Origin of the sequence: Lactobacillus sp. B4015, assembly GCF_026536055.1 — a bacterium.
In the GTDB taxonomy this organism is placed as follows: domain Bacteria; phylum Bacillota; class Bacilli; order Lactobacillales; family Lactobacillaceae; genus Lactobacillus; species Lactobacillus panisapium.
Map to the genome: position 1 here is coordinate 116,299 of NZ_JAFNOY010000003.1, position 18,775 is coordinate 135,073.

At 37.6% G+C, this 18,775-nt stretch carries 18 protein-coding genes; 16 read left to right on the forward strand and 2 right to left on the reverse strand.

The annotated features are described in order from the left end of the window. The first annotated feature begins 24 nt into the window (after positions 1-24). Entirely contained in the window at positions 25-1,011 is a 987-nt protein-coding gene (holA, locus tag J3U71_RS03855; protein ID WP_267392703.1) for a DNA polymerase III subunit delta, read from the forward strand. A gap of 53 nt (positions 1,012-1,064) precedes the next feature. Here the strand turns inward: holA and rpsT are convergent, their stop codons facing one another. Continuing rightward, on the reverse strand, positions 1,065-1,316 hold the full coding sequence (gene rpsT, locus J3U71_RS03860) for a 30S ribosomal protein S20 (RefSeq protein WP_103751560.1): 252 nt from the start codon (positions 1,314-1,316) through the stop codon (positions 1,065-1,067). A 199-nt stretch (positions 1,317-1,515) separates the two neighbouring features. Here rpsT and rpsO point away from each other — a divergent pair, with 199 nt between their 5' ends. From rpsO to yihA, 7 genes are all read left to right on the forward strand, one after another. Beyond that, complete coding sequence (gene rpsO, locus J3U71_RS03865) at positions 1,516-1,785, forward strand: 30S ribosomal protein S15 (RefSeq protein ID WP_046306781.1); 270 nt, start codon at positions 1,516-1,518, stop codon at positions 1,783-1,785. 162 nt (positions 1,786-1,947) lie between these two features. Then, on the forward strand, positions 1,948-3,729 hold the full coding sequence (locus J3U71_RS03870; protein WP_220235383.1) for a ribonuclease J: 1,782 nt from the start codon (positions 1,948-1,950) through the stop codon (positions 3,727-3,729). 2 nt (positions 3,730-3,731) lie between these two features. Continuing rightward, entirely contained in the window at positions 3,732-4,565 is an 834-nt protein-coding gene (locus J3U71_RS03875) for a tetratricopeptide repeat protein (RefSeq protein WP_267392702.1), read from the forward strand. A 184-nt stretch (positions 4,566-4,749) separates the two neighbouring features. After that, the gene (gene tuf / locus J3U71_RS03880; RefSeq protein WP_220269602.1) at positions 4,750-5,940 is read left to right on the forward strand and encodes an elongation factor Tu; all 1,191 of its coding nucleotides are present in this window, start codon (positions 4,750-4,752) and stop codon (positions 5,938-5,940) included. Between the two features lie 141 nt (positions 5,941-6,081). Then, positions 6,082-7,404: a trigger factor gene (tig, locus tag J3U71_RS03885; RefSeq protein WP_267392701.1), complete on the forward strand. Its 1,323-nt coding sequence runs from the start codon at positions 6,082-6,084 to the stop codon at positions 7,402-7,404. Between the two features lie 126 nt (positions 7,405-7,530). Continuing rightward, on the forward strand, positions 7,531-8,799 hold the full coding sequence (gene clpX, locus J3U71_RS03890; protein WP_267392700.1) for an ATP-dependent Clp protease ATP-binding subunit ClpX: 1,269 nt from the start codon (positions 7,531-7,533) through the stop codon (positions 8,797-8,799). Continuing rightward, on the forward strand, positions 8,789-9,373 hold the full coding sequence (yihA, locus tag J3U71_RS03895) for a ribosome biogenesis GTP-binding protein YihA/YsxC (RefSeq protein ID WP_103751566.1): 585 nt from the start codon (positions 8,789-8,791) through the stop codon (positions 9,371-9,373). Before clpX ends, yihA begins: the two co-directional genes overlap by 11 nt. 34 nt (positions 9,374-9,407) lie before the next feature. Here yihA and J3U71_RS03900 read toward each other — a convergent pair whose 3' ends face one another. Further along, on the reverse strand, positions 9,408-9,527 hold the full coding sequence (locus tag J3U71_RS03900) for an SPJ_0845 family protein (protein ID WP_267392699.1): 120 nt from the start codon (positions 9,525-9,527) through the stop codon (positions 9,408-9,410). A 181-nt stretch (positions 9,528-9,708) separates the two neighbouring features. Here J3U71_RS03900 and uvrC point away from each other — a divergent pair, with 181 nt between their 5' ends. The 8 genes from uvrC to J3U71_RS03940 all read left to right on the forward strand — a co-directional run bounded on the left by uvrC (position 9,709) and on the right by J3U71_RS03940 (position 18,734). Then, positions 9,709-11,511, forward strand: a complete 1,803-nt coding sequence (gene uvrC, locus J3U71_RS03905; protein WP_267392698.1) for an excinuclease ABC subunit UvrC — start codon at positions 9,709-9,711, stop codon at positions 11,509-11,511. A gap of 76 nt (positions 11,512-11,587) precedes the next feature. Further along, the gene (gene obgE, locus J3U71_RS03910) at positions 11,588-12,892 is read left to right on the forward strand and encodes a GTPase ObgE (RefSeq protein WP_267392697.1); all 1,305 of its coding nucleotides are present in this window, start codon (positions 11,588-11,590) and stop codon (positions 12,890-12,892) included. 23 nt (positions 12,893-12,915) lie between these two features. Beyond that, on the forward strand, positions 12,916-14,835 hold the full coding sequence (locus J3U71_RS03915; RefSeq protein WP_267392696.1) for an acyltransferase family protein: 1,920 nt from the start codon (positions 12,916-12,918) through the stop codon (positions 14,833-14,835). Positions 14,836-14,847: 12 nt separating this feature from the next. Beyond that, entirely contained in the window at positions 14,848-15,786 is a 939-nt protein-coding gene (gene rnz, locus J3U71_RS03920; RefSeq protein WP_103751570.1) for a ribonuclease Z, read from the forward strand. Then, positions 15,783-16,577: an SDR family NAD(P)-dependent oxidoreductase gene (locus tag J3U71_RS03925; RefSeq protein ID WP_103751571.1), complete on the forward strand. Its 795-nt coding sequence runs from the start codon at positions 15,783-15,785 to the stop codon at positions 16,575-16,577. The genes rnz and J3U71_RS03925 overlap by 4 nt, the downstream gene beginning before the upstream one ends. A gap of 9 nt (positions 16,578-16,586) precedes the next feature. Further along, on the forward strand, positions 16,587-16,808 hold the full coding sequence (locus J3U71_RS03930; protein WP_267392695.1) for a lipopolysaccharide assembly protein LapA domain-containing protein: 222 nt from the start codon (positions 16,587-16,589) through the stop codon (positions 16,806-16,808). 113 nt (positions 16,809-16,921) lie between these two features. Continuing rightward, positions 16,922-17,113: a 50S ribosomal protein L32 gene (gene rpmF / locus J3U71_RS03935; RefSeq protein WP_046306801.1), complete on the forward strand. Its 192-nt coding sequence runs from the start codon at positions 16,922-16,924 to the stop codon at positions 17,111-17,113. 73 nt (positions 17,114-17,186) lie between these two features. Beyond that, entirely contained in the window at positions 17,187-18,734 is a 1,548-nt protein-coding gene (locus J3U71_RS03940) for a bifunctional metallophosphatase/5'-nucleotidase (RefSeq protein WP_267392694.1), read from the forward strand. Positions 18,735-18,775 lie beyond the last annotated feature (41 nt).

An 18,775-nucleotide genomic window follows, 5' to 3' on the forward strand; every position in this document is an offset into this window, starting at 1 on the left:
AATAGCTTTAAGGTGAAGAAACAAATGACACTACTTTCCTTATTTAAAAATACCGCCAGCAATAATCCGCAGACGATACTGGTTGGGGAAGATAGCTTTTTAAATGACTATCTTTCCCGTTCGTTGATGCATGAAGAGCGCTTTTCTTCCTATGAAAAAGTGATAATAGATTGTGAAACTGATGGTTTGGATAATCTAATTGCCGATATCACGGAATCTAGTTTATTTAGTCAAAAAAAGATGATAATCGTGAAGAATCCTTTTTTCCTGACTGCCAAGGTTCCCAAAAAGTACCAAAAGCAAGTAAATCAATTGCAACAGATTTTTACTAATATGGATCAATTGGATGATGTTCTGGTATTAGTAGCCTCGTACGAAAAATTAGACCGCCGAAAGAAATTAACGAAAACAGTTTTAAAACAGTTTAATGTCATAGAGACAAAAGTTAAGACCTATGAAATTAGTAAAATAACTAAATCATTAATTACGGCCGAAGGTTATCAAATTTCAAAGTCTGCTTTACAGTTGTTGCTTGAACGAAGCGACCAAATTTTAGATACGATTTTAAGCAACTTTAATAAATTGAAAGTTGCTGCGGTCGATCAAAAAATTACTGAAACACTAATTAAGCAGAATGTTGATCTATCTTTTGCCCAGAATGTTTTTGCAATACTAGAAACGGCATTAAAACATCATTATCGTGAAGCGTTAGATCGGCTAGATAATCAGTTGCGTGAAGGTAGCAGTCCCGTTCAATTATTAGCCGTTTTTGAAAATCAATTAGAATTGATTTTAGTAGCTAAGATTTTGAAAAGTCGGGGTAGGAGTGAGCCAGAAATAGTTCGGGAACTTGCTGTTCATCCATACCGGATTAAATTGGCGTTAAACAATAATTTGGAAATAACGCAACTGGCTAGTTTACTAAAAGAGGCAATAAGGTTAGATTATAATTACAAAAATGGTCAATATCGTGAAGATAATTTTTTAAAGCTATTTATTTTAAGCGTCTAAAAAAGGCAGGGATGATTATCCCTGCCTTTTTAAAATTGATAGTTTAGTCAAATTTATTTAGCTAACTTAGCTAAGCGACTCTTGTCACGGCTAGCCTTGTTTTTATGAATAAGACCTTTTGAAGCAGCCTTGTCCAAAGCACGAGCAGCAGCAACATGTAATTCGGAGGCGTTTTCAGCACCAGCGGCTTGAGCAGTCTTGAACTTCTTAACAGCAGTTCTTAATTCTGACATTTGAGCAGCATTGCGCTTTCTAGCAGCGTCTTGAGTTTTAACACGCTTAATAGCTGATTTGATTTGTGGCATAAAATTCACCTCCATTGACCGTAATTTTACTTAATAGATTATACTGAAGAATAAATGCAGATGCAAGACAAATTATGCTTGCTTTTTAAAAAAATAATCTGTATTATACTATTGTTGTGAACCGTTAACGCTGTTTGCTCGCTCACACCTGACGGTTAACGTTGTTAACGGCAATTTATTTTATTGAAAGGTGAAAATTATGGCAATTTCTAAAGCAGAAAAAGATGAAATTATTAAGCAATTTGCTACTCACGAAGGTGACACTGGTTCAACCGAAGTACAAGTTGCTATCCTAACTAAAGATATTAACAATTTAACTGAACACATGAGACAACACTCTCATGACCACCACTCATACGTTGGTTTGCTCAAGAAGATTGGTCACCGTCGTAATTTACTTCGTTATTTACAAGACAACGATATTAATCGTTACCGTGAATTAATCAAGAAGTTAGGTTTGCGTCGTTAATCGCAAAAATAATTATTAAGAAGTCAGTTCTATAAAAGAACTGGCTTTTTATTTTTGTCATAAATGCATTTTATGCTAGAATAAAAAAAGATACTTTTTACGTTGTGATCACGCTGATCCATAAATTAACAACTGAATAGCAAAAAAAGAGAAGGAAATAAAATGACTGATCAAGTTAAGATAATGATTTTGAGCGGTGTTCGTGAGCAAGGAAAAGACATGTTCGCCGTTCAAGTTAATGACGAAATTTTTGTTCTTGATGCCGGCCTAAAATACCCTGATAGTTCATTATTTGGAATAGATTTGGTAATTCCAGATCTTGATTTCTTTGAACAATATGGTGATCAGGTTGTCGGCATTTTTTTAACTCATGGACACGCAGATTCAATTGGTGCGTTGCCATATATTTTACGCAAATATGATATACCTGTTTTTGGTTCGCAATTAACAATTGAGCTCGCAAAGATTACGGTTAAGCGGGAAAATAAACGGCTGAAAAATAGTCTGTTTCATGTTATTGATGCTGAAACTGAAATCGAGTTTAAAAATGCTAATATTTCATTTTTTCATACAACTCATTCAATTCCAGATTCACTCGGTATTGATGTTCATACGCCAGCTGGCGAGGTTGTATATACCGGCGACTTTAAATTTGATCCATCTGCGACACCGAAATATCGAACAGATTTGGATCGTTTAGCTGAGATTTCACAAAAGAAGGTTTTGGCACTACTCAGTGATTCTTCTAACGCAGAAGCATCATTTCCTAATGTTTCCGAGCAAGAAATTGGCGATTATGTCACTAATGTTTTTCGTAATGCTAAGGGACGCGTCATTGTTGCAGCTAAGGCTTCTAATTTAATCAGAATACAAGAAGTTTTAAATGGCGCTCATAAAACTGGTAGACATGTTCTTTTAACAGGACGTGATGTTGCCAAAATAGTTAGAACTGCCATGGACTTAGGGTATCTAAAAGTACCGAAGAATCTCTTAATTCGGGTAAAAGATTTAAAGACTACGCCGGATGATAAAGTTGTCATTCTTGAAACTGGTCAAATGGGTGAACCGCTAAACTCATTACAGAAGATGGCTAAAAAGCGGCATAGCATGATTACGATTCATGAAGGCGACTTAGTCTTTATTGCTACGACGCCTTCACATTCTGTCGAAACAGTTGTAGCTCAAACTAGTGATTTGGTTTATCGCGCTGGCGGAACAGTCATTGAACTTGGAAGAGCTAAGCATACCAGTGGACATGCAACTGGACGCGACTTGCAAATGCTAATTGATATTTTGAAGCCGCAATTCTTGATCCCAGTTATAGGTGAATACCGCTTAATGGAAGTTCATAAAAACTTGGCAGTCAGAGCTGGAATTGCCAAAGAAAATATTTTGATTACTAAAAATGGCGATTGTTTAGACTATGACTTTAAGCAGCACAAATTCCATCTAACAAACCCAGTGCCTGGAGAAGACATCATGATTGATGGCTCGGGAATTGGTGATGTTGGCAATATTGTTTTGCGTGACCGTGAAGTGTTATCTGACGATGGCATCTTTATTGCCGTAGTTACAATTGATCGGCGTAAAAAGAAAATTATTGCGCAGCCACAAGTCACTAGCAGGGGATTTGTTTACATTAAAGCAAATCATAAGCTAATGCATGACAGTATTGAACTGATTAAGACCACTATCAAAAATAATTTTGAACACAAAAAGTTTGACTGGACGGAAATTAAGCAAGATGTTAGGAACGATCTTGAAAAGTTCTTATACAAAAAGACTAATCGTCGTCCGGTAGTTTTACCAGTTGTTATGGAGGTTAACCAAAATCGCCATCGAGCTATGCAAAAGCGTGGCAATAAAAACGAGAATGGTAAAACCAAGGAACATCATCCCGTTGATGTCAATAAAACTGGTCAAAGAATAGTTAAGAAAGATTAACGATGACGACGTTAAGCCAAAAAAATTTGCTAAAGTTAGCGAAAAAGAATGAAGCTGAAGGTAATTTTTCATTAGCTATCCAAAATTGTGAAGAAGCTTTACGAGCTGGCGATAGCCAAGAAGTAATTCTGCAGCTGTGTGACTTATATTTGAAGGACAAACAAGAATATTCTGCTTACACGCTCATCAAAGAAGAAAAGGATTTATTTTCAAATCAGGCGATCTTTGATGAGTACAGCAAAATTTTGCGGGCCAATCATTTTCTAATTGAAGCTCTCCAAGTCCAAAAATTAAGTCAGGACGAGTGGATTATTGAAGTAGAGCCCATTTCTGAAACTGAGCAGCAACAAGTAATGCAGCAATTCAGACAAAAGAACCAGCCAACTAAATTTGATTATGAACAATTATTTAAGCTGAATCTTGAGCATTTTACGACTTTCGCGCAAAGCTTATTGCTTGATCCGAGTTTAAACTTCGCCGTTCGTTTAATTTTGTGCGAAGATTTAGCCCGGCTGCAGCTTAAAACGGAATTTACGGTTTTAGTGCTAGGTCAACAAGAAAAATTTGTTCCCGCTAAAATCAATTTATTGGAAAAAGATCCGATATACCGTGAAGTTGTTTCGGGGATTGGCTCACGGTATTATCATCGTCCTAGCCAATTGCCAGCCGTTTTAGGCGAGGTCAATCTAATTTTAGGTAGCTTATATCCGGTATTGCCGAAATATATTACAGAGCCTGACAGTTTCGCTAGTGACTTAGCTTCTTATATTGATCATCATGATGGGCGCGCAAACCAGGACCTGTTCGTGCGAATCGATAATAGTCTGCCGAAATAATTTAGATAAAAAGTCTTTACTTTTTTTTCGTATTTAGTATAATATCAAAGGACGTTTTCATTAGGCATGGCTCTATGCATTAAAATACTAGGCATTTGCCAATGAAAGTAGTACAATATTCAACAGAGAACTATCCGTTACTTACTCAACGGACTTCTTGCAAATTTACAGGAGGGTCATTTTAATGGCAGAAAAAGAACATTACGTTAGAACAAAGCCACACGTAAACATTGGTACCATCGGTCACGTTGACCATGGTAAGACCACTTTAACAGCGGCTATTACTAAAGTTTTATCAGAAAAGGGCTTGGCAAAGGCTGAAGATTATTCAGAAATCGATGCAGCTCCAGAAGAAAAAGAACGTGGTATTACTATCAATACCGCTCACGTAGAGTACGAAACTGAAAAACGTCACTACGCTCACATGGATGCTCCAGGTCACGCTGACTACATCAAGAACATGATTACTGGTGCCGCACAAATGGATGGTGCTATCTTGGTTGTTGCTGCAACTGATGGTCCTATGCCTCAAACTCGTGAACACATTTTGCTTGCTCGTCAAGTTGGTGTTAACTACATCGTTGTCTTCTTAAACAAGACCGATTTAGTTGACGATCCAGAATTGATCGACTTAGTTGAAATGGAAGTTCGTGACTTGTTGACTGAATACGATTATCCAGGTGATGATGTTCCTGTTATCCGTGGTTCAGCATTGAAAGCTTTACAAGGCGACAAGGAACAACAAGAAGTTATCATGAAGTTAATGGACACAGTTGATGAATACATTCCAACTCCAGAACGTCAAACTGATAAGCCATTCTTAATGCCAGTTGAAGATGTTTTCACTATTACTGGTCGTGGTACTGTTGCCTCAGGTCGTATTGACCGTGGTACTGTTAAAGTCGGCGACGAAGTTGAAATTGTTGGTTTAGTTGACAAAGTTCTTAAGTCAGTTGTTACCGGTTTGGAAATGTTCCACAAGACTTTAGATTTAGGTGAAGCCGGCGATAACGTTGGTGTATTGCTTCGTGGTATTGACCGTGATCAAGTTGTTCGTGGTCAAGTTTTGGCAGCACCTGGTTCGATTCAAACTCACCGCGAGTTTAAGGGTCAAGTTTATGTCTTGAAGAAGGAAGAAGGCGGACGTCACACTCCATTCTTCTCAGACTACCGTCCACAATTCTATTTCCACACTACTGATATTACTGGTGAAATTGAATTGCCAGAAGGTACTGAAATGGTTATGCCTGGTGATAACACAGAATTTACTGTTAAGTTAATCAAGCCAGCAGCCATTGAAAAGGGTACTAAATTCACTATCCGTGAAGGTGGTCGTACTGTTGGTGCTGGTCAAGTTACTGAAATTCTTGACTAGTTCGAAGAAACAGTTTAAAAAGATGTACTTCTTCATAGAAGTACATTTTTTTTGTCTAAATTTGTTTTTTACGAGCGTTTAATGTAAGATAATTTAGTATGTAACGATGCAGTTTAACTTGACATTGGAGGTATTTAATTAATGTCTGTAAAATGGAATAAAACCGGTAAAACTACTGGCGAACTTACTTTTGATATTTCCCAAGCTGAGGTGAAGCTTGGATTAGATCAAGCATTCAAAAGAGTAAAGAAGAATCTGCGTGTTCCTGGCTTTAGAAAGGGTCACGTGTCCCGTGTTATTTTTGATCAATACTATGGTGAAGAAGCTCTATACGAAGACGCTTTAAACCTTGTTTTGCCCAACGCATATGCAGCTGCTATCAAAGAAGCTGGAATTTCTGCTGTTGGTCAACCTCAAATTATTCCGGATTCAATGGAAAAGGGCAAAAACTGGACGATGAAAGCCACGGTTACCGTTGAACCAGAAGTTGAATTAGGCGATTACAAGGGAATAGAAGTACCCAAGCAAAACACACGTGTTTATGCTAAAGACATTGATGCTGAGCTTAACAAAGAGCGTGAAAAGAATGCTGAACTCGTCCTTAAGAAGAGTGCAGCTGCTAAGGGTGATACTCTAACTATTGATTACAAGGGTACTATTGATGATAAGGCCTTTGATGGCGGCTCTGCAGAAGACTATGCTCTCGAACTTGGTTCAAATACCTTTATCCCCGGCTTTGAAGATCAATTAATTGGTCATAAGGCTGGCGATGAAGTAGATGTTGTTGTTACCTTCCCGGAAGATTATAGTGCAAAGGATTTAGCTGGGAAAGAAGCTCATTTTGCTACCAAGATTCATGAAGTTAAATCAAAGCAATTGCCTAAACTTGATGATGAGTTTGCTAAAGATGTTGATGATTCGGTTGACACTCTTGATGACTTGAAGGAAAAGATCAAGAAAGACTTGAAGTCTAAGAAAGAAGAAGCTGCTAAAGACGCAATTGAACAAGTAGCAGTTGAAGGTGCAGTAAAGAATGCCAAAATTGATGAAATTCCTGATGCAATGATTCAAGAAGATGTTAATACACAAATGAATCAATATTTGGGTAATATGCAACGTCAAGGTATTGATCCACAGACATACTACAAGCTTACTAATACTACTGAGGACCAATTACGTGCTCAATTTAGTAAGGATGCAGCTGAAAGAGTTAAGACCAACTTGGTTCTTGAAGCAATTGTTAAGAAAGAGGATATCAAGGCTTCTAAAGAAGAGATTAATAATGAAATCAAAGATCTTGCTGGCGAATACAATATGGATGAAAAGACTGTTCGCAACACCTTAACTGATGAGATGCTATCTCATGACATCAACGTTCGTAAAGCCATCGATCTTGTAGCTGATAACGCAAAACAAGTTGCTAAATCCAAAAGCAAAAAAGATGATAAAAAATCTAAAAAATGATAGGATTTAAATTCTAGGTAAAAAGGTGGTTATTGAACTGCCTTTTTATTTTTCTACAAGCAAATTATTCAAGCAATACGCTCGATGTATGATACTCTTATTCTTGTAGATATGAGGAGGAATATAATGGCATCACAGTTTACTGATCAGGAAGAAATTAAATGTTCTTTTTGTGATAAAACACAGGATCAAGTTAAAAAAATGATTGCTGGTAACGGAGTTTATATTTGTAATGAATGTGTCGACTTGTCAAAGAAAATTATTGATGATGAGTTAAAGTCAGATTCATTAAAAAAGGCTAGAGACCTTCCGAAACCAATGGAAATAAAAAAGCAGCTTGATCAATATGTAATTGGACAAGAAAGCGCAAAAAAAGTTTTATCAGTAGCCGTTTATAATCATTATAAACGGATTAGTCAAATGGATGTTGATTCTTCAACCGAATTGCAAAAATCAAATATTGCACTCATTGGTCCAACTGGCTCAGGTAAAACTTATCTGGCACAAACTTTAGCCCGAATTTTGGATGTTCCGTTTGCCATTGCTGACGCTACTACCTTGACTGAAGCTGGTTATGTCGGTGAAGATGTCGAAAACATTCTGCTGAAATTGTTGCAAAATGCAGATTATGATATTGAACGTGCTGAACGTGGAATCGTTTATATCGATGAAATTGATAAAATTTCAAAAAAATCAGAAAATGTCTCGATTACACGTGATGTTTCTGGTGAAGGGGTTCAGCAATCACTTCTAAAGATTTTAGAAGGCACTGTTGCTTCAGTTCCACCACAAGGTGGTCGTAAACACCCACAACAAGAATTAATTCAAATTGATACCACCAATATTTTGTTTATCGTTGGTGGGGCTTTTGATGGTATTGAACAAATTGTCAAAGGACGTATGGGCAAAAAGATTATTGGTTTTAGTACCGAAAACAAGTTAAACAAAACTAAAGATGATTCATGGACGAAGCATTTAACTACCGGTGATTTAGTTAAATTTGGAATGATTCCAGAATTTGTTGGCCGAATTCCAATTATTACCACCTTAGATAAATTAAATCAAAAAGACTTAGTTAGAATATTGACTGAGCCTAAGAATGCGTTGGTAAAACAATACAAGAAGTTATTGTCGCTTGACCAAGTTGAACTCGACTTTTCTGACAGCGCACTGAGTGCTATTGCCGATTTAGCAATCGAAAGAAATATGGGTGCGCGTGGACTGAGAACAATAATTGAAAATGCAATGATGAGCATTATGTATCAGACACCTAGTGATCCAGATATTGAAAAAGTCGAAGTGACTAAGGATGTAATTACTAAAAACGCAGAACCACGAGTAACTCGGAGAGCTAGCGAGGACACCCAAGAAGTTAAGGCAGCAAATGATCATTAAAAGTAGCGATTATGCAATTAGTGCGGTAAAAGAAGAACAATACCCTAAAGATAATTTGCCTGAGATTGCCTTGGCAGGAAGGTCAAATGTGGGTAAGTCTAGCTTGATTAATTCACTATTAGGTCGCAAAAATTTGGCAAGAACATCATCACAGCCAGGTAAAACCCAGACACTAAACTTTTACGTTGTCAATCAGGATTTTTATTTGGTTGATGTGCCGGGGTATGGCTATGCGAAAGTTTCGCAGGTGCAACGACAAAAGTTTGGTGAGATGATTCAGGACTACTTGGAAACAAGGGAAAACCTTCAAGGGTTAATTCTTTTAACTGATTCACGTCATGAACCAACAAAAGATGATGTTGCAATGTATAATTATGCTTTATACTTGAATTTACCAATTTTAGTTATTTGTACCAAAATTGATAAAGTTAAAAAGAGCCAGGAAAACAAGGTAATAGCTAATTTGAACAAGAAGCTAGATTTAGCTTATGACAATGTTAGTGTACTTACTTATAGTGCAGTTAAAAAGACCCATGTAAAAGAAGTATGGGATTGGATCGAGCAAAATTTATAAAATAAAAATGACTCTCCTTCTTAGAGAGTCATTTTTATTTACTCTTTTCTTTGCTGTTTTTCTTACTAAGCTTTTTCTTTTTATCCTTAGGAACAGTAGCAAATTTATCGAATAACTTTTCTAATTCATCTTGTTTTTTAAATGTTAAGCCCATATTTTCGTTCCTTTCATTAATTATCATCATTATAATAAATAAGCGGTTAACAAGCCAGTAATATTCTGGTTCGATTTAACCGTCATTTTATTATCCAGTCTTAGATTGTGGTCATTAAAAAATCATTAGTTCGCATTTTGTGGTAAAATTGATAGAGCAAATTTTGGGAAGGAGTGATTTTTTGGCATCAGAATTAATTGAAAATAAATTGAAACTTCTCCCAGCAAAACCCGGCTGTTATTTAATGAAAGATATTAATGGTAAGGTCATCTATGTTGGCAAGTCAAAAAATCTAAAAAACCGGGTACGGTCTTATTTTAAAAGTAAGCAAGTAGGTAGACGAGCTGATCTGGTTAGAGAAATTCGTGACTATGATATAATCACGGTTTCAACTGACAAGGAATCTTTTCTGCTTGAAGTTACTTTAATTAAAAAATACCAACCATATTATAATGTGCAATTAAAACAGGGAACAGGCTATCCTTACATTGAAATTACCAATGAACGTGATCCACAGACTAAGCTGACAAGTATTGTCAGAAAAGATGGCGGTTATTATTTTGGACCATACCCAAATGTATACGCGGCGCAAGCAACATTGAAGTTTATTCAGAAGGTTTATCCTTTAAGACGCTGCAATGGGCGGCAGAAAAGACCGTGCCTTTATTATCATATGGGTCAATGCTTAGGTGCGTGTTTTAAGACCGTCCCTAAGTCAGTTTATAGCGCCCAAATTAAAAAAATTAAGAGCTTTTTAAATGGTGATATCGGGCGTGTTAAACAAGAATTGAATCAAAGAATGGTTGCAGCATCACAGAATCTTGAATTTGAGCGTGCTGCGGAAATTCGTGATCAATTGAAATACATTGAAGAAACAGTTGAAAAACAAAAAATCATCTCCAATGATAATACACAGCGTGATATCTTTAATTTTTATGTCGATAAATCTTGGATTTCAATTCAGATCTTTTTCCTCCGGCAAGCAAAGCTGCTTCGAAGAGAAACTAGAATGTATCCTTTGACGGATACTGGGGATCCGGAAGACACATTTACTTCATTTATTGTTCAATTCTATGGCCAAAAGAATCGTGTTCTTCCCAAAGAGGTTTTAGTTCCTGCTGGAATTGATAATGAGGCACTCAGCGAAGTGCTTAAGGTTCCTGTTAGGACACCCAAAAGGGGACAAAAGCGGTCTTTATTATCAATGGCAAAAGAAAATGCCAAGTTGAAATTAGACGACAAGTTCCGTCTGCTAGAATTAGGTAATCGTAAAACTAAGGGAGCACAAAAAGAGATTTTTGCTGCTCTAGGGTTGCCATATGGACATGTGATTGAAAGTTTTGACCACTCACATATTCAAGGAACCGATCCAGTTTCAGCGTTAGTTGTATTCAAAGACGGCGAGCCCGATAAGAATTCATACCGTAAGTATAAGTTAAAGGGTGAAGTTGAACACCAAAATGGGGGCGACGAAGTTCGCAATACGCGTGAAGTTGTGCGAAGACGCTATAGTCGGCTTTTACGTGAGCATAAACCAATGCCTGATTTGATCCTAATGGATGGTGGGCAAATTCAAGTTGATGCGTGTGAAGATATTTTACGTAACGAACTTAATCTTAATATTCCCGTTGCGGGGATGGTAAAGGATGACAAGCACCGCACCAACCACTTGCTTTATGGGGATCCTATTAATGGGGTACCGATGAAATTAATTCCAATGGATCCAAAGTCACAGGGATTTTATTTGATGACCCGGATTCAGGATGAAGTTCACCGCTTTGCGATTACGTTTCATCGCCGAACACATGCTAAAAACGCACTATCAAGTAAACTTGATTCAATTAAGGGAATCGGACCTAAGAGTCGTAATAAATTATTGCGCACTTTCGGTTCATTGAAAAAAATTAAAGAGGCATCGGTTGAACAATTATGTGATGCTGGTTTAACTCTGCCCCAAGCACAGACGGTTAAATTGACATTATAACCGGTAATTTTCCCACGAAAAATAAGCCTTTTGTGGTATAGTATTTAAAGTTAGAGCAGACGGAAGGAGAATTTGCATGCCTACATTTGTCGATCAAACCAAGATTGAAGTCCAAGCCGGTAAAGGCGGGGATGGCATGGTTGCTTTCCGCCATGAAAAGTACGTTCCAAATGGCGGACCCGCTGGTGGAGACGGTGGCCGTGGCGGTAGTATCATTTTTGTAGCTGATAGTGGCTTAAGAACCCTAATGGATTTTCGCTATCGGCGTAAGTTTAAAGCTGAGAGCGGTGAAAATGGCCGTATTAAGTCACAATATGGTCGCGGTGCCAAAGATTTATATCTTCGTGTTCCTGTCGGAACTACCGTATATGATTTTAATACCAATGAAGAAATTGGCGATTTGACTAAAAATAAGCAAGAGCTTGTTGTTGCCCGCGGTGGTCGTGGTGGTCGTGGCAATATTCATTTTGCTACGAGTGTAAATACTGCACCAGAAATTGCTGAAAATGGTGAACCAGGTGAAGACCGAGTTTTGCGGTTAGAACTAAAGGTTTTAGCTGATGTTGGTCTTGTCGGTTTTCCTTCAGTTGGGAAGTCAACGCTGCTTTCAGTAGTTACTAAGGCAAAGCCTAAGATTGCAGCTTATTCGTTCACTACTTTAACTCCTAATTTGGGTATGGTGATTTTGCCAGATGGCCTTGATTTTTCAATGGCTGATTTGCCAGGATTAATTGAGGGTGCTAGTCAGGGAGTTGGCCTTGGAATTCAATTCTTACGTCACATTGAAAGAACCAAAGTAATTTTACACTTGGTTTCAATGGATCCTGAAAATGGCCGAGATCCTTTAGAGGATTACCAAAAGATCCGTAAAGAATTATTGCTTTACGACCAAAGCCTAAAGGAAAAGCGTGAGTTAATTGTTGCAACTCAACTGGATTTGCCTAATTCGGTTGAAAAATTGGCGGAGTTTAAAAAAGAACTTAGCCAAGCTGGAATTGACCAGCCTGTTTATGCAATTTCAAGCGTAACTCATCAGGGCGTTAGCCAATTAATGCAAGATACTGCAACGGTAGTGGCGGAAGTAGAAAGCAAGCAGGCTGAAAAGGAAGTCAAGCCGGCAGCTGGCGTAAAGGAATACAAATACCAGGCGCCTAAGAAAAACGAATTTACGATTACTAAACTTGAAGATCATGTTTTTGAAATTAAAGGTGAGAGTTTAGAACGACTAGTTGAACGAACGAACCTTGATTACCAAGATGGTGTCTTACGTTTAGCACGCAAATTGAAGAACCTGGGTGTGGATGAAGCATTGCGTGAAAAAGGAGCCATTGACGGCGACGATGTAATAATTGGCACGTTCAATTTTGAATTTGTCCAATAATAATTAAATAGAAAAGTAGAAATATGGCAAAAAATCGGTTTATTACAGGATATTCTGGACTCAGGACGTTAGCAGTTATTGGGGTGATTTTATATCATCTTGATCCTAATACTTTTGTTGGTGGTTATCTTGGGGTACCGATTTTTTTTGTATTATCAGGATACTTAGTTACCTGCCAAATGCTTAAGGCATATGATGATCACGGCTTTTTTAATAACAAGAATTTTTATTTAAAAAGGCTGAAAAAGCTTTATCCGCCTTTAATTGCGCTATTATGGCTTTGTGCCGCTTATATTTTTGTCTTTCAGCGAAATTTATTGGCTAAGTTGAGTCAGATTGTGATAACGAATCTGTTAAATGTTTATAATTTTTGGCAGATTTTAAATGGTCAAAGTTATTTTGAGCGTTTTGCCGCCAATGAATCGCCTTTCGTGCATTTATGGACAATGTCGATTAACGGACAATTCTATTTTTTGTGGCCATTAGTGATCTTTTTGCTGGTTAAATTTAGTAAAAAACGGGAAAACACTTTTTGGATTCTATTTAGCGTCTCAATGTTATCGGCACTAGAAATGGCAATCATGTATAAAACCGGTGTCGATTTAAACCGGATCTATTATGGCACTGATACAAGATTCTTTTCACTGGGACTTGGTGCCAGTTTAGCTGTAATCTGGCCAATGGATAAATTAAAGGCTAAAATCGAGCGAATTGATGCTAATTTGCTCGACATTAGTGGACTAATCTCGCTTCTTGCTATGGTCTTTTTATTTTTTAGTCCGTTGATGAATCCGGAAAATGCTTTTCCTTATTATGGTGGGATGCTCTTATTTACTATTTTTACGGTTTTATTGGTTGGAATTATCGCACATCCTTGTAGCCATTGGAATAACTGGCTAACTAACCCACTTTTTAACTGGATTGGCTCTAGAAGTTATGGTATTTATCTTTACCAATTTCCCGTAATGATCTTTTTTGAAGATAAAGTAACTAATATGGCAGATCATGTTTTGCTGTACCATCTAATTGAAATTTGCTTAATTTTGATTTTGAGTGAAATGTCCTACCGTGTGATTGAAAAGCCATTGGGTAAGGTGACGTGGGCAAAAACTAAGAATTACTTAGATAGTCTTTTTGATAAAACAAGAGAAAGTAATGCCCCTCAAATTAAGGCCGTTATTGCCTGCTTAATTTTTGTAATTGGTAGTGTCGCAATTCTTGTTTCGCCAACAGCAAGAGCCGAAGATTATAATAAATCACAGTTAGCACAGCGAATTAGTGCTAATCAACAACGGCAAAGCAGGGAAAATAAGACCTTAATTGCTAAGCTGAAGAAATCAAATACTAAGGGACCGAGGGCTGCTAAGCTGATTGCTCAGGCTAAACGTTCAGCTAAGAAACACCCGGTAAATAAATCATTCAAAAAATTCGGCATTAGTCAGGTTGATTTACAATTGGCTCATCAGGTGCCATTGACTGCAATTGGTGATTCAGTGATGGCAGGCTCAAGTAATGATTTAGCTAAATTAATGCCTAAAGCCGTCATTGATGCGGCCGTTTCCAGGCAATTATCGGTGGCGTTTGGGCTAATTAACCAATATAAATTGCAAAAAGTTTTAGCTAATAATGTCTTAATTGCCTTAGGGACAAATGGCCCATTTCCAATGTCAGATTTAGATCATTTGATGACTGAAATTGGTCCAAAAAGACAAGTATTTTGGGTGAATACTCATGTTCCAAATAAGCCTTGGCAAAATCAGGTAAACAAAACTTTGCAAACTGCAGCTAAGCGCTACCACAATTTAACAGTTATTAACTGGTATAATCATTCGCAAGCGCATTCTAACTGGTTTTATGAAGATCAAACCCACCCAACGCCAGTAGGGTCGAAGTATTACAGTGCTTTCATTGTCAAAACAATTGTTGAGCACGCTAAATTTTAGAATAGGAATTATATGGAATTACAATTTTTAGGTACTGGGGCAGGCCAACCATCAAAACAGCGTAACGTCTCAAGCATTGCGCTTAAAATGTTAGATGAAATTAATGAAATTTGGTTATTTGATGTTGGTGAGGCAACACAACACCAAATTTTACGGACTAATATTCGTTTACGGAAGGTCACTAAAATTTTCATCTCCCATAATCATGGTGATCATATTTTTGGCTTGCCAGGGTTACTCGCAACTAGATCATTTCAGGGTGATGTCGGTCCGATAACAATCTATGGTCCTCCCGGTTTAGAGCAATTTGTAAGAACTGCTTTAAAAATTTCGCGGACAAAGGTTTCATACCCCATAAAGTTTGTTGCCTTGGAAGAGGGCGGTTTAATCTATCAAGGACAAGGGTTTAAGGTTTATGCCGAAAAATTAGCCCATCGCGTCCCCAGTTTTGGTTACCGGGTTGTCGAGGATGCACATCAAGGTGAACTTTTAATGGACAAATTAACGCAATATAATATACCTAATGGGCCATTACTTGGTAAACTAAAGAATGGCGAGACTATTACCTTGGATGATGGGACAATATTAGATGGAAATGACTTTTTAGGTCCAAATAAAGCTGGTAGAATAGTTACTATAATCTATGATACGCGTTCAACTCCTGTGATTGCCCAACTCGCCAAAAATGCTGATGTACTGGTCCATGAATCGACTTTTGCTGGCCATGAAGCTGATTTAGCTCGTTCTTATTATCATTCAACAGCAGTTGAAGCTGCAAAGATTGCGCGCGATAATGGAGTAAAGCGGTTGTATTTGGACCATATCTCTGCTAGATATCTAGGTGCTAAAGCCAAAAAACTAGAGAATCAGGCTGTAAAAATATTTCCTAATACCAAGCTAGCAAATGATTTTGATCGAGTTATAATTCCGATGAAAGGTGAGAAGAAATGAGTGATTCATTAAGAAATAAAGTTGTTGTTGTTACCGGTGCTTCTAGTGGAATTGGACATTCAATTGCTTTAGAAAGTGCCGGTCGCGGCGCTACTGTTATCTTAATTGCCAGAAATAAAAATAAACTGGAGAAAGTAGCCGCTGAGGCACATGAATTATCAGGTGCTCCTACCTATATTTTTGCTACTGATATGGGTGAAAGTGAGCAAATCGATGCCGCTTTTAATAATATCGTTAAGGTAACAAAACATGTTGATTACTTGGTAAATTGCGCTGGTTTTGGCAAGTTCGAGAATTTCGTCGAAATGGATCGGCGTGAAGTAACTGCGATGTTCCAGGTCAATGTATTAGGTTTAATGTACTTCACTAGACTGATTGGCAGGCTAATGATGGATCAAAAAACTGGTCAAATAATCAACTTTGGCTCAATGGCTGGTAAGATGCCAACCGTTAAATCTGCTGCTTATAGTGCATCAAAAGCTGCCGTTATTCAGTTTTCTAATGTTTTACGGCTTGAACTAAAGCCTTTTGGCGTTAAAGTAATGACGGTTAACCCGGGACCGGTTTACACCAATTTCTTTAATATTGCTGATAAGAGTGGTAATTACGTTAAAAATGTTGAGCGCTATATGCTTGATCCCGATGATGTGGCCTGGCAGGTTGTCCATTTCTTTGGTAGCAATAAACGCGAATTGAATTTGCCGCTAAGTCTTGCATTTTTAGCTAAACTTTATAATCTGTTTCCAGCAATTGGAGATGAATTATCGCTTAAGTTTGCATCAAGAAAGTAGTGCAGAACGATGAAAGATAAAACTCGACAAATTAAAATGGTATTGATTTTAATCCTTTGCCTTTTGGCAGTGACCTTTGTTGTTCTCAATACCAACAATGTGGCCATCAATTTTGGCTTATTTAATGTGAAAGTGCCATTGATAATTATTTTGGTTATCATGATTATTATTGGTGTCCTCATTGGTTGGTTTTGTGGTTCAAACGGACATAATCAAGATAAGAATAACTAATATATCTTGATTTATTTAAGATACAATAGTATCATTAACAAACGTGAAGTGTTTTAGGCACTCTTTTATTAGTGACCTAAAAACGTAATTCTACAATAAAGGAGATCAAATAAATGGCAGTTCCTAAGAGACATACTTCTAAGCAAAAGAAACGTTCACGTCGTGGCCATATCAAGTTAGCTGTTCCAGCAATGCACTATGATGCAACTACTGGTGAATATCGTTTAAGCCACCGCGTTTCACCTAAAGGTTATTACAAGGGTCGTCAAGTTGTTAGTGAAACTAACGCAAGCGACAACAACTAATTAAAAAGGGCACCTATTATGTGGTGTCTTTTTTTTACCTAAAATTATTTAATTGCCACGGGAAAGGTAAATAATGAAACTAGTATTTTTGAGTTCAAGCGATATTCATGGTTATATTTTGCCAACTGATTATCAAAACCAGCATGACACTGATGCACCAATTGGGTTAGCTAGGGTGAGTGCAATCTTTAAAGCCGAGCAAGCTCGTTATGGGAAAGAAAATGTCATTCTAACGGATGCGGGTGATTACTTACAAGGATCACCACTTGCCTCTTATGTTCATTCGGTTAAGAATTACCGTGCTTTGTCTAAGTACGTAGCTTTTGACCAAGCAATTGGCTATGATGCCCGTTGTCTAGGGAATCACGATTTTAACTATGGGCTTGATTATCTCAAATATTTTCTTAGTCATAATTCCAGTCCGATCGTGAATAGTAACATCTTGAATCAGACGACTAACCAACCGGCTTTTGGCAATGATTATTTGATTATTGAAAAAAATGGGCTAAAAATCGGACTGATTGGTTTGACAACGCAAAAGGTCCCTAGCTGGGAACCGGCAGCGCATGTCGCTGGCTTACGGTTTGCTTCTGCCTATGAGCAAGCAAGTTATTATGCGCAATTATTGCGGCCTCAAGTTGATGTCTTAACAGTTTTATATCATGGCGGTTTTGAAAAGGATCCAGAATCAGGTCAGATAACTGAACCAGCAACAGGGGAGAATGAAGGTTACCAAATATTAACGCAAATTCCAGAAATCGATATCATGCTAACTGGGCACCAGCATCGCCGAATGAGCCTAGTAGCCCATGATACCGCGATTGTACAACCGGGTTATCGCGGAGAAGCGGTGGGAAAAGTTGTTCTTGAAATTGATGAGCAAACAAGAAAAATTAAGACAAAAACGGCTTCGTTGATTGATGCTAAAGACTTTGCTCCTGACCCAGAAATAATCAAACTAGCGGCGACCTTGAATAAAGAAACGCAAATTTGGCTAGATCAACCTGTTGCTAAGCTTGTTCAACCGGCACCAATTAATAATGCCGAGCAAGCTCGCATCAAAGGAGCACCATTTGTCAACCTTCTGCAGCAAATGCAACTATATTTTACTCACGCTGATGTTTCTGCGACTGCTGTTATGAGTGATACAGCCAAGGGCTTTGGCAAAAGTGTCACCATGCGTGATATTTTATTAAATTACCCGTACGCAAACCAGTTATGCAAAGTTAAGCTTACTGGCCAAGAACTACGTGAGATTATTGAATATAGCTTATCTTTTTTAACAAAAGACGCTAAGGGACAAGTGACTTTTCTACCTGCTAAGCGTGATCAATTATTTAATTTTGATATCTTTTATCCTATTAATTATCAGGCAGACATTAAGAAAAAACCGGGCCACCGATTGACTAAGCTTGAATTAAATGGTCAACCAATTGAAGATAGAAAAACGTATTATTTAGCTGTTAATAATTACCGCGCAATGGGAGGAGGATTTTATCCGGGTTATGCTCCCGAAAAAATCACATCAATTCTTGCTAAAGATTATGTTCAAATGTTTCAAGAATTTTTGACTAAAGCTAAACCTCAAGTCGATTGCAAACCAAACTTTTTATTGCAATAAGAAAAGCCATTAACGCAAATGCGTTAATGGCTTTTACTATT

What these genes read in the sequence shown, in the direction of transcription:
- J3U71_RS03930 (WP_267392695.1), top strand. Translation starts at nt 16,587, where the DNA reads ATGAAAGATAAAACTCGACAAATTAAAATGGTATTGATTTTAATCCTT.
- J3U71_RS03940 (WP_267392694.1), top strand. Translation starts at nt 17,187, where the DNA reads ATGAAACTAGTATTTTTGAGTTCAAGCGATATTCATGGTTATATTTTG.
- J3U71_RS03870 (WP_220235383.1), top strand. Translation starts at nt 1,948, where the DNA reads ATGACTGATCAAGTTAAGATAATGATTTTGAGCGGTGTTCGTGAGCAA.
- yihA (WP_103751566.1), top strand. Translation starts at nt 8,789, where the DNA reads ATGATCATTAAAAGTAGCGATTATGCAATTAGTGCGGTAAAAGAAGAA.
- rpsT (WP_103751560.1), bottom strand. Translation starts at nt 1,316, where the DNA reads ATGCCACAAATCAAATCAGCTATTAAGCGTGTTAAAACTCAAGACGCT.
- clpX (WP_267392700.1), top strand. Translation starts at nt 7,531, where the DNA reads ATGGCATCACAGTTTACTGATCAGGAAGAAATTAAATGTTCTTTTTGT.
- obgE (WP_267392697.1), top strand. Translation starts at nt 11,588, where the DNA reads ATGCCTACATTTGTCGATCAAACCAAGATTGAAGTCCAAGCCGGTAAA.
- tuf (WP_220269602.1), top strand. Translation starts at nt 4,750, where the DNA reads ATGGCAGAAAAAGAACATTACGTTAGAACAAAGCCACACGTAAACATT.
- J3U71_RS03900 (WP_267392699.1), bottom strand. Translation starts at nt 9,527, where the DNA reads ATGGGCTTAACATTTAAAAAACAAGATGAATTAGAAAAGTTATTCGAT.
- holA (WP_267392703.1), top strand. Translation starts at nt 25, where the DNA reads ATGACACTACTTTCCTTATTTAAAAATACCGCCAGCAATAATCCGCAG.
- rnz (WP_103751570.1), top strand. Translation starts at nt 14,848, where the DNA reads ATGGAATTACAATTTTTAGGTACTGGGGCAGGCCAACCATCAAAACAG.
- rpmF (WP_046306801.1), top strand. Translation starts at nt 16,922, where the DNA reads ATGGCAGTTCCTAAGAGACATACTTCTAAGCAAAAGAAACGTTCACGT.
- J3U71_RS03925 (WP_103751571.1), top strand. Translation starts at nt 15,783, where the DNA reads ATGAGTGATTCATTAAGAAATAAAGTTGTTGTTGTTACCGGTGCTTCT.
- J3U71_RS03915 (WP_267392696.1), top strand. Translation starts at nt 12,916, where the DNA reads ATGGCAAAAAATCGGTTTATTACAGGATATTCTGGACTCAGGACGTTA.
- J3U71_RS03875 (WP_267392702.1), top strand. Translation starts at nt 3,732, where the DNA reads ATGACGACGTTAAGCCAAAAAAATTTGCTAAAGTTAGCGAAAAAGAAT.
- tig (WP_267392701.1), top strand. Translation starts at nt 6,082, where the DNA reads ATGTCTGTAAAATGGAATAAAACCGGTAAAACTACTGGCGAACTTACT.
- rpsO (WP_046306781.1), top strand. Translation starts at nt 1,516, where the DNA reads ATGGCAATTTCTAAAGCAGAAAAAGATGAAATTATTAAGCAATTTGCT.